This window comes from Myxococcus sp. AM010, from assembly GCF_013372585.1.
Classification (GTDB): domain Bacteria; phylum Myxococcota; class Myxococcia; order Myxococcales; family Myxococcaceae; genus Myxococcus; species Myxococcus vastator.
Genome location: NZ_JABXEO010000149.1, coordinates 1 through 9,149, shown reverse-complemented (window position 1 = coordinate 9,149; position 9,149 = coordinate 1). Strand labels below are relative to the sequence as shown.

Below are 9,149 nucleotides of genomic sequence, written 5' to 3'. Positions count from 1 at the left end.
GTGCTGGGTGGGGCGGGGTTGGGGATGGGCTGCGGCGGAGGAAGCACGGGCGAGCTCCCCGGAGACGAGCGCTGTACGGAGGAGCCCACGGGGGACTGCGTCGCGCCCCCCGAGGAGGCCCCTGGTCCGGAGACGCCTCCGGAAGAGCGGCCGCCCGGCGTGCCACCGCCACCACCGCGTCCGCCACCGCCACCACCGGGGCCAGGCAGCACGCTGTGGCTGCAGCGCGAGGGCACGCCCCAGGACGACCTGGCGCTGGGCGCTGCGGTGGATGCCAGTGGCGACCTCCTCACGCTGTCGCTTCATGACATCGATGACCTGGACAGCCTGCAGCCCACGGATGACCGGGCGAAGCTGGTGCTGACGCGGCGCGCGCCCACGGGCGAGACGCGCTGGCAGAAGGCCTTCGACGTGAGGGCCCCGGAGGCGCCACTGGAGCTGCGCGCGTTCGTCCGGGGCCGCATCGCCGCGGACCCGGCGGGCGGCATCGTCATCGCCGGCACCACGGAGGGCGTCCTGGACCTCCTCGGCCACAAGCTGGGGGACGGCACCTTCGTGGTCCGGATGGACGCGGACGGCAACGTCCTGTGGGCGAACACGCCCGCGGGCACCGGCCTCGCGGTGGCGGACCTGGCGGTGGACGCCCAGGGACGGGCGCTGGCGGCCTTCAACGCGCCGGGTGGCACGGACTTCGGCAACGGCGTCACCGGCGCTGGCGCGGTGGTGGTGACGTACTCGCGTGAAGGCGTGGCCGAAGCCGCCCTGTCCGTGGGCCAGCCCCAGGGGGGCGGGCGCGTGGCGCTCACGGCGCTGGCGGTGGATGGCGCCGGGCGCATGGCGGTGGGCGGCCAGTACGAGGGCACGGTGCGCTTTGGCGCTCAGCAGGTGGGCGCCACCGAGGCCGGCAGCCCCTTTGTCGCGCTCTACCAGGGTGGCGCGCTGACGTGGACCAAGGCCCTGCGGCAGGCACGCGGCACCGTGCGCGATGTGGCGATGGACGGCGAGGGCACCGTGGTGGCCGCGGGCCCCTTCCTGGGCACCGTGGGCTGGGGCGACGCGCAGGTGCCGGGGCATGCGTTCCGGGAGACCCCCTTCGTCGTCTCCGCCAAGGCGGACGGACAGGAGACCTGGGCCAAGGGCCTGGGGGACGGGGTCCAGGTGGACGCGCTCGCGCTGGCGCCCGCTGGGGAGCTGATGGTGGCGGGCTTCACCTACAACCGCATCGAGGACGGCGTGGCGGGCAAGGACGGCATGGGCTCGGCGCAGCCGGTGGCTCTGCGATACGACGCGGCGGGGACGTCGCTTCTCACGACGATGTTTCTGTCGGACCCACCCCTGCCGCGAGGCGAGCTGTATGGCCTGGAAGCCATTTCTTCCATGGGTGTGCTGCCCGACGGGGATGTCTTCCTCTTCGGCCACACGGACCGCGAGACGGACTTCGGCACCGGACGCCAGGGCTCCGCGCGGGGCGATGTCTTCCTGCTGCGACTGAAGCGCTGAGCGGCGACTTCCGGAAATGCCAAGGGCCATGGGTGTCCAGCCCCCATGGCCCCGAAGTGCATGTCCGCGTCAGGGTCTCAGCGGCGCGTGGTGCGCCGGGCCGACGACTTCCGGGCGCCCGCGCGCGTGGTGGTCCGCTTCGTCGCGGCGGCGCGCGTCCCCGTCTTGCGGGCGGTCCGTCCCGCCGTCCCCGTCTTCCGCGTGGTGGCCTTGCGCGCGCCGCGGCCGGTGGCACGGGTCGCGGACTTGCGCGTGGTGGACTTGCGGGTGGCCGTCTTCCCGCGCGCCGCCGCCGTCTTCTTCGCGCGCGGAGCCCCGCGCTTGGTGGTGGCCTTGCGCGCGGACTTCCGCGTGCTGCCCGTGCGTGAAGCGCTCTTGCGCTTCGTGGCGGTGCGGCGCCGCGGCGTGGGCGAAAGGCCCGCCTCCGCCGGGGAGGGAGAGACATCGTCGGTAATCTGCGGATTGACGGACTCGTTCGTCATTCAGTCGGCTCCGGTTGAGGAAGACTGCAGGCGATGCATGAGCAGGGTACGCCCACGCACGCCAGGACGTGTGCGGTGAAGGCACGCAGATGAACGACAGCGGACGAATGACGTGCACCGCGCGCGGGCCTCATGCCCTGGAGGGCATGTCCCGCGACGAGTCCTCGTCAGCTCGCGCCCTTCAGGAAGGCCGCGAGCTTCTCGTACGCGTCCGCGAGCGGAGGGATGGGCGCGCTCTCGTTGGCCTGATGCGCCTGGGACGTCTCACCGGGCCCGAAGTTGATGGCATCCACGCCCCACTCGCCGAAGCGCGCCACGTCCGTCCAGGCCTGCTTGGAGGCCGCGGGCAGTCCGGTGAGCGCCATCAGCTTCTGGAACAGCGGGTTGCCCGCCACCACCGGGCCGCTGGGCGACGCATCGGTGAACTCCACCTCGGCCCGCCCGGCGACGAGCGCGTGCACGTCCGCCTTCGCCTGCTCAATGCTCTTGCCCGGCGCGAAGCGGTAGTTGAGGTTCAGCTCGAAGGCCTCGGGGATGACGTTGCGCGCGCGGCCCCCCTTGGCGAGCGTGGCGTTGATGACCTCGTAGAACGGGAAGCCAGCGACGTCGACCTCCACGCGCTGACGCCCGAGCAGCTCCGCGAGCAGCGGCCCCGCCTTGTGGATGGCGTTCTCCCCCTGCCAGGGCCGCGCGGAGTGCGCGCTGCGGCCGGTGAAGCGCACCGTCACCTGCATGGAGCCGACGCAGCCCACCTGCACCACGCTGTCGGTGGGCTCCATGGCGATGCCGAACCGCACCTTCGCCAGGTCCGGCCGCTTCTCGTACAGCGGGATGAGGCCGCTCTCGGCGTAGGCGCCCTCCTCGCGCTCATAGAAGAGGAAGGCCAGATTCACCGGCAGCGTGTCGCGGCGCAGGTCCTCCGCGAGCGCCATCATCACCGCCAGGCCGCCCTTCATGTCCGAGGCGCCCAGCCCGAAGATGCGCTCACCCTCGATGCGCGCCTCACGGCCCGCGTCGCTGGGGTGCGCGGGCACCGTGTCCAGGTGACCGATGAGGGCCACCGTGGGGCGCGCATCCTCCAGCTTGCCGAGCAGCAGCGTGTGGCCAACCCGGAACACCTCCTCCCGAGGGAAGTGCCGGAGCGCCCAGCGCTCCACATGGTCGGCGATGGGCCCCTCCTGGGTGATGGGGCTGGAGATACGGCACAGCTCGAGCGTGGTGTGAGCCAGCCGCGTGGCGAGGTCGATGGAAGCCATACGCCTTCCACCATAGCGCCGGGCGTCAGCCGTCCGCGAACGCTTCCTCGAAGTGCGTCACGCCCTCCAGGACGGAGGCGCACAGACACGCCGGCCCCTCCGTCAGCGCCGTGAAGCCATGCGCGCTGCCGTCCGTCTTCTCCAACTCCTCGCCGGGCCAGACCTCGTGCCCGTCGTCCTCGCGGAAGCCGCCCTCCAGCACCAGGTTCCACTCGCGGCCGTGGTGCGTGTGCCGGGGGTAGCGCACCCCGGGGTGGAGCCGGAGGATGGCGGCCATCGTCCCTTCGCGCGCGGGCCCCGTCTCCACCGGCATCAGCTCCGAGCCCTCCACTGGTCCGGGCATCCACGCGGCCGGGTCGCTCACGGCGTCCAGCAGCGCCAGCGCCCGCTCGCGAGACAGGTCGAAGAAGGCTGCCACCCGGTCCGCGAAGCGGGCGAGCCGCCCCGGGCCCTCCATCTGGTCCATCAACCGGGACAACACCTCAGGGGGCGGCACCACCAGCGACGCCAGCGCCGCGTGCGTGGACACCAGCCGGTCCGCCGCCTCACGGCACCTCGCGCACTCCGCGAGGTGCCGTGAGGCGGCCGCCCGGGCCGGGGCCTCCAGCAGCCCCAGTGCCCATTCGGGCAGGATGTCGTCCAGATGGTGCGCCATCGTCCCGTTCCGTGCCGTCACACGCCTACTACGGCGCGCGAGGGCTGCTGGATTTCAACCATTACACCGCCACCGCGAAGTCGCGCAGCGCGGCGTTGAGGCTGGTCTTCTGGTCGGTGGACTTCGTCCGCTGACCGATGATGAGCGCGCACGGCACCATGTACTTGCCGGCCGGGAACTGCTTCTCACGCATGCCGGGAATCACCACGCTGCGCGCGGGGACGCGGCCCTTGAAGACGCGCTCCTCGGGGCCGGTGACGTCGATGATGGGCGTGGACGCGGTGAGCACCACGTTGGCGCCCAGCACCGCCTCCTCCTCCACCACCACGCCCTCCACGACGATGGAGCGGCTGCCCAGGAAGGCGCCGTCCTCGATGATGACGGGCGAGGCGGAAGGCGGCTCCAGCACCCCGCCCAGCCCCACGCCGCCGGACAGGTGGACGTACTTGCCCACCTGGGCGCAGCTGCCCACCGTGGCCCACGTGTCCACCATGGTGCCCGCGCCCACGCGCGCGCCGATGTTCACGTAGCCCGGCATCACCACCGCGCCCTTCTCCACGAAGGCGCCGTAGCGCACCGTGCCCGGGGGCACCACGCGCACGCCCGCCGCCTCCAGGCCCTTCTTCAGCGGCACCTTGTCGTGGAACTCGAAGGGGCCCACCTCCATCACCTGCATCTCCGACACCGCGAAGAACAGGAGGATGGCCTCCTTCACCCAGGCGTTCACCTTCCAGCCGTCCACGCCCTTCTCCGCCACGCGGAGCTCACCCGAGTCCAGCCGCGCCAGCGTCTCGCGCACGGCGGCCACGTGGGCCGCGTCCTTCAACAACGTCCGGTCCGCGAACGCGGCGGACACCCTCTGGGACAGCTCTTCGATAGAGGCCATGGCGCCTCCTTGAAGCACAAAACCCCGCGCCGCGCCGCACCTGGTTGAAGGGCTCAGGCGGGAGTGGACGCCTCGTCCAGTTCGGCCAGCGGCAGGGTCTGCGTGGGAATCTCCGCGTGTGCGCCCTTGTCGGCCGCAACCACCCGGCCCGGCAGTTGCCCCTCCAGGAACACCGAGTCCCGGGAGACATGGCGCACGCGCGACAGCGAGAACTCCGTCCACCGCCGGCTGAAGGGCCAGCGCCGCGCGTAGAGGTGCTCGCGGCCAATGAGGGCCACGTAGCCCAGCATCGCCCCGCTTTCGTCCCGGACCCGCAGACCACTGGTGAGGGAGCGCCGCTCGTAGGGCGACGCGACTGTCGGCCACGCCATGGGTGTCACCTCCTGTGCCCCAAAGCTGGGTGCCCCGCGCCGTGCCCGGGAGCGGTCCGACGGTGCCGGATTCCCGCTCGGCCGCTTGCCCCGAGCAAAGCTTGAATCTTCCTGGGTTTCTTGGACTTTCGGCGACCTTTGGTTGGGCACCAGACAAGCGTGAGGAGGCGACGCCGTACGGTACGACGGGGACGCGTGCCGCTGGGTGACGCGCTTCGTGGCTTGGTACAACACCGAGCACCGCCACTCCGCCATCCGCTACGTCACGCCCGAGGACAGGCACTTCGGCCGCGAGGGCGCGCTGCTGGCCCGACGCCACCAGGTGTACCAACGCGCCAAAGCCCGTCACCCCGAGCGTTGGAGCCGCGACACGCGCGACTGGACGCCCGCGGGCCCCGTCCGCCTCGGCCCCTCTCCCAACCTCACCCCGGCAGTACAGGAGTTGAAGCGCATCGGTTGAATCCTTTCACGCGACATCTACCTTGACGCTCACCGGGCGCCCGGGCTGAGCGTGAAGCGGACGAACAGAATTCCCTTTGGCCCGGGAATGGTCGTCACGTTGAACGACTCTCGCTGATACATGCAGACTTCGTCTGGCGTGGCGCCTCGGTGGGGCTTGACGTCGCGAGGCCGGAAATCATCCATGGCGAGCTCAATCGCCGCGGCGACGGGGCCCGGGACTCGCATCAGCCCCTGCTCCTCGTCTTCGGAGAGTGAGAATGGAAAGGTGACCTTCGCGGCCTCCTCAGGCGGAGCCCGCACTGGACGGAAGGGACGCTGGAGCAGCGAGCACCCCGAGAGAGCAACGCAACATGCCAGCCATGCCAAGCGGTTCATGGTTCTACCTTGGTCACGATTCCGAAGGGCTTGTCTTCGGGAAGGATGTACCCGACCAGCTTTCCACCGCTGCTCTTCTCTCGCGAAGACCTCGCCGGGCCGGCGCTCCCCCACGTAAGTGACCTCCCGGATGGACACCCTATCTTCGCAGACATCCGAGAGGGAGCGCCCCGAGCAGAGGGGGCAAGGCGCTGAGCGCCCTCCCATCGCCGAGAGGCGCTCGTAGGCTCGCAGAAGCACGTCCAGGAGGGCAGGGTTGTCGTAATCGAGCGGCGTAGCGGCGAGCCGAACAACCCAACCGCCCCTCTATGCACAACAAGCCCACTACAGAACTCTCACGCGCGTCAAGTCAAACATCAATCAAGCATCTCAAGACCTGCCCACTCGCCATTATCGTCCTCCTCCCAGCCGCGTCGAATCCATTGATCTTCGCGCCATTCCACTGCCAAACAACACTTCCCTTCCTCTGAAACGCGCCGCTTATCAACAAAGAAAAACACAAGAGCCCAAACCGACACACCCCTGTCATCATTTCGAGTCACCAAGAGCTTCACAACAAGCTCAACCACGACCCCTGAATGCCGCGCCCCAATCACCCCCTCTAGCGTCGCAGAGGCGGTATCAACCCCAATGGCTTCACTCCCCTGGACGGTCTGAAGCTGACAGCCGAGGAATGTCGATAACGACTCGATCCATTTGGCGTGCTTCGACCACAGGTCCACATCCATCATTTTTCAAACTCCATTGCGGGCATAAGAAACTCAACGCAACCTCTCATAAGGACCACCACCAGGGAGTGGGTTCGCCGGCTTTCCAGTCCCCCGGTTGATTGGACGGCCGCGACTGTCCTTCGTCGAGAGAGCGCCAAACGCGGTGATGACGCGCGTCGGATCTCCCTGCTCGGTAACGACCGTCGTCCCGTCGCGATGATAGTGGTCAACAGGGCGATTGTTGGCGTTGGTCCCGCGGTAGAGCGTCGACTTCGGGTCGTTGATGATGTTCGCTTGATCTTGCCGGCTGACCCCATGAGCGTCAGGATGCCCGGGGCGACCATCAGGTCCATACGGCCGGGCGCCCTTGATGTCTTTGGCATTTACCTTGGTTCCTACATCTGCTCGGCCCGGCTGGGACGTCGCAGTCTCTCGGCCGAGGACCTGATCGGCCGATACTCTACCTTGAGTATCACGGACCTGCTTTGAAGCAGGCCCGGCTCGGTCGGAGTTGGCGACGGACAGCACGGAGTGCCGCGCAGCAGGCACGCTCCCCCGCGCCTCGTGCAGTGCCAGAGCGCCCGCCTCGCCCCACTCCCCCACCAGAATGGCCGCCTCGCGGCTCTGCTGGATGTACCGGGCCAGTTCCCCCACGGCGCTCTCGCCTATTCGCGCCTCCAACCTCTCCAACACCGCCTTCAGCGCCTCCACGCGAGGCACTACGGCCTGGAGCCGTGCCCCCTCCTGACTGGAGAGGCCGGCTTCACGGAATGCACGCGCCCCCTTTCCTCCCGCGTACAGGCCCACCATGAGAGCCGCGGGCGCCAACTGCCGCGTGGCTTCCTCGTACTCGCCCCTGGCGAGGGTGGCCCCGCCCTGCGCAGTCCCCGCCACCAGGTGGTAGAAGCCCAACGGCACGCCGAAGGTGAGGGAGTCAAAGGACGCCAGGGCCACGTTGCCCGGTGCGAAGGCCCCCAGAAGCAGAGCAGTCTCCACCTCCCGGTGTGCCTCTTGGTAGGGCGGTGGGAGCTGCGCGGGCAGCGCGGACGCATCCACGCTCCGGCTTCCTCCGACGACAGGAATGGAGGTCGCGACGTCGTCCGCGGCCCGCCCCAGCCCGCGCGCGATGTCGCCCGCGCGGAAGTCTCGCTCCGGGAAGTCGGTGAGGGCCATGCCTCGCTGCTTCAGCTCCTCGCGCACCACCTCCATGCCCCCCAGCGCGCGCGTCAGCAGCTTGTCCTCGGCCAGCAGGCGCAGCAGCCGCCGCACCTCGTCGTCGTGGGCGGTGTGGAGGACGAAGAGGGCGAAGACTTCCGCCTTGGCCAGGCCGTGCTTCTGGGCGGCGGTGGCGAGGAAGGCCGCGCGCTTCTTGAGGAGGACGCGGGCGGCTTCGGCCTCCAGAGGGCCCAGGGCGCCCAGTCGGACGGCGTTCCAGTCCGAGAGGGCCTCCACCAGCCGGGGCATGTCCGCCTGGCGCTGCAAGGCCAGGAAGGCCGCTGGCGTGGTGCATTCGAGGAAGGGCACCAGCACCGCCTCTTCCGAGTCCAGGCGCGGCCAGCCTGAGGGGACTTCCCCGCACACGCCCGCCAGGGCGCCTGCCACTCGCAGGGGTGCCGTCTCACCTCCTCCGGGATTCAGGGGAGACGGCGTGGACCGGCGGCGGTGCAGCAGCGGTCCGGCCGCGGCCTCCACTTCGTCGAAGTCCTCGCGGGCGTCGTCCTCCGGGAGACGCGCGACCGCACCGTGCCCCAATGCCGCCATGGGCGCCGCGCTCGAGATAGCAGCCAGCGTGCCTTCAGGGCCCGCACGAGAGGGCAGCGAGGCACACCCCGCCGTCAGGAGCGCCAGGGCCAGCAGCAGACCAACTCCGCCGCGCGGCGGTCGCTCAGCGCGCATTGTCCACCCCCAGCCCCACGGCCGCGAAGGCCCCCGGCCGCAGCGTCCCCTCCGGCGTGGGAAACAGCAGCGTGCCGCCCTGTCCCAGCGCGTAGAGGTTGCCGCCCAGAAGGCGCCACCGGGCCTCCCCCGAGACGAGGTAGCGCGCCCCTGGCTGGCCCATGGCCGTCGCCAGCCCACCAACGCCCAGGCTGAAGTCCCGGTGGAAGAGTTGCGCCTCCACCCGCCCGTCCACGTCCACCCGGCCCCAGGAGAAGGCCTCCACGCCCAGAGAGAGGAAGAAGTGTCGCTGGCGCATGCCGCTCAAACGCACCGCGTCCCAACTGAGAATCACCTCACCATAGGCCGAGTACCCTTCCGGGAAGGACGCCTCCGCCAGCGGCATGGAGGCCGGGCCCGCCACCTGGAAGCGCGCCAACTCGTAGTCCGGGCCGAAGGCGCCCTGGCGAAAGCCTCCTCGCTGGAGGCGCCCCTCCAGCCGGGCTCGCAAGTCCACCGTCGGGGTCAGCGCATCCACGCCCACGCCCGCCACCGCGCCCCAGGCCCCGCCCGCGCC

The 9,149-nt window shown here is 70.1% G+C and carries 10 protein-coding genes and 2 pseudogenes; 2 read left to right on the top strand and 10 right to left on the bottom strand.

From position 1 onward, the window contains the following. Positions 1–1,500 (top strand): hypothetical protein (locus HV826_RS35190; protein WP_255217568.1); only part of this gene is annotated, 1,500 nt, incomplete at its 5' end. 77 nt (positions 1,501–1,577) lie between these two features. On the opposite strand, the gene HV826_RS35185 is transcribed toward HV826_RS35190, so the two are convergent. From HV826_RS35185 to HV826_RS35165, 5 genes are all read right to left on the bottom strand, one after another. Next, positions 1,578–1,982, bottom strand: coding sequence for a cell envelope biogenesis protein TolA (locus HV826_RS35185; RefSeq protein ID WP_176421397.1), 405 nt, complete (start codon positions 1,980–1,982; stop codon positions 1,578–1,580). Positions 1,983–2,149: 167 nt separating this feature from the next. Beyond that, on the bottom strand, positions 2,150–3,238 hold the full coding sequence (gene dapE / locus HV826_RS35180) for a succinyl-diaminopimelate desuccinylase (RefSeq protein WP_176421396.1): 1,089 nt from the start codon (positions 3,236–3,238) through the stop codon (positions 2,150–2,152). Between the two features lie 25 nt (positions 3,239–3,263). Continuing rightward, the gene (locus tag HV826_RS35175; RefSeq protein WP_176421395.1) at positions 3,264–3,893 is read right to left on the bottom strand and encodes a cupin domain-containing protein; all 630 of its coding nucleotides are present in this window, start codon (positions 3,891–3,893) and stop codon (positions 3,264–3,266) included. 61 nt (positions 3,894–3,954) lie between these two features. Next, complete coding sequence (locus tag HV826_RS35170; RefSeq protein ID WP_176421394.1) at positions 3,955–4,779, bottom strand: 2,3,4,5-tetrahydropyridine-2,6-dicarboxylate N-succinyltransferase; 825 nt, start codon at positions 4,777–4,779, stop codon at positions 3,955–3,957. Positions 4,780–4,832: 53 nt separating this feature from the next. After that, positions 4,833–5,150, bottom strand: a complete 318-nt coding sequence (locus tag HV826_RS35165) for a hypothetical protein (RefSeq protein WP_217918903.1) — start codon at positions 5,148–5,150, stop codon at positions 4,833–4,835. A 205-nt stretch (positions 5,151–5,355) separates the two neighbouring features. Here HV826_RS35165 and HV826_RS35160 point away from each other — a divergent pair, with 205 nt between their 5' ends. After that, a complete protein-coding gene (locus HV826_RS35160; protein WP_176421392.1) occupies positions 5,356–5,610 on the top strand; it encodes a hypothetical protein in 255 nt (84 codons plus the stop codon). 29 nt (positions 5,611–5,639) lie between these two features. Here HV826_RS35160 and HV826_RS35155 read toward each other — a convergent pair whose 3' ends face one another. The 5 genes and pseudogenes from HV826_RS35155 to HV826_RS35140 form a co-directional block, all read right to left on the bottom strand. Then, positions 5,640–5,837, bottom strand: coding sequence for a hypothetical protein (locus HV826_RS35155; protein ID WP_176421391.1), 198 nt, complete (start codon positions 5,835–5,837; stop codon positions 5,640–5,642). Between the two features lie 351 nt (positions 5,838–6,188). Next, a pseudogene (locus HV826_RS37735) lies at positions 6,189–6,278 on the bottom strand (DUF5953 family protein); the annotation flags it as partial. A gap of 65 nt (positions 6,279–6,343) precedes the next feature. Then, on the bottom strand, positions 6,344–6,718 hold the full coding sequence (locus HV826_RS35150) for a hypothetical protein (protein WP_176421390.1): 375 nt from the start codon (positions 6,716–6,718) through the stop codon (positions 6,344–6,346). 30 nt (positions 6,719–6,748) lie between these two features. Further along, complete coding sequence (locus tag HV826_RS35145; RefSeq protein ID WP_255217567.1) at positions 6,749–8,593, bottom strand: hypothetical protein; 1,845 nt, start codon at positions 8,591–8,593, stop codon at positions 6,749–6,751. Then, positions 8,583–9,149, bottom strand: a pseudogene (locus HV826_RS35140) (hypothetical protein); the annotation flags it as partial. The pseudogene HV826_RS35140 and the gene HV826_RS35145, both read right to left, overlap by 11 nt.

Excerpts from the sequence above, each read along its gene's own strand:
- HV826_RS35185 (WP_176421397.1), bottom strand. The coding sequence starts at position 1,982 with ATGACGAACGAGTCCGTCAATCCGCAGATTACCGACGATGTCTCTCCC.
- dapE (WP_176421396.1), bottom strand. The coding sequence starts at position 3,238 with ATGGCTTCCATCGACCTCGCCACGCGGCTGGCTCACACCACGCTCGAG.
- HV826_RS35175 (WP_176421395.1), bottom strand. The coding sequence starts at position 3,893 with ATGGCGCACCATCTGGACGACATCCTGCCCGAATGGGCACTGGGGCTG.
- HV826_RS35170 (WP_176421394.1), bottom strand. The coding sequence starts at position 4,779 with ATGGCCTCTATCGAAGAGCTGTCCCAGAGGGTGTCCGCCGCGTTCGCG.
- HV826_RS35165 (WP_217918903.1), bottom strand. The coding sequence starts at position 5,150 with ATGGCGTGGCCGACAGTCGCGTCGCCCTACGAGCGGCGCTCCCTCACC.
- HV826_RS35155 (WP_176421391.1), bottom strand. The coding sequence starts at position 5,837 with ATGCGAGTCCCGGGCCCCGTCGCCGCGGCGATTGAGCTCGCCATGGAT.
- HV826_RS35150 (WP_176421390.1), bottom strand. The coding sequence starts at position 6,718 with ATGATGGATGTGGACCTGTGGTCGAAGCACGCCAAATGGATCGAGTCG.
- HV826_RS35145 (WP_255217567.1), bottom strand. The coding sequence starts at position 8,593 with ATGCGCGCTGAGCGACCGCCGCGCGGCGGAGTTGGTCTGCTGCTGGCC.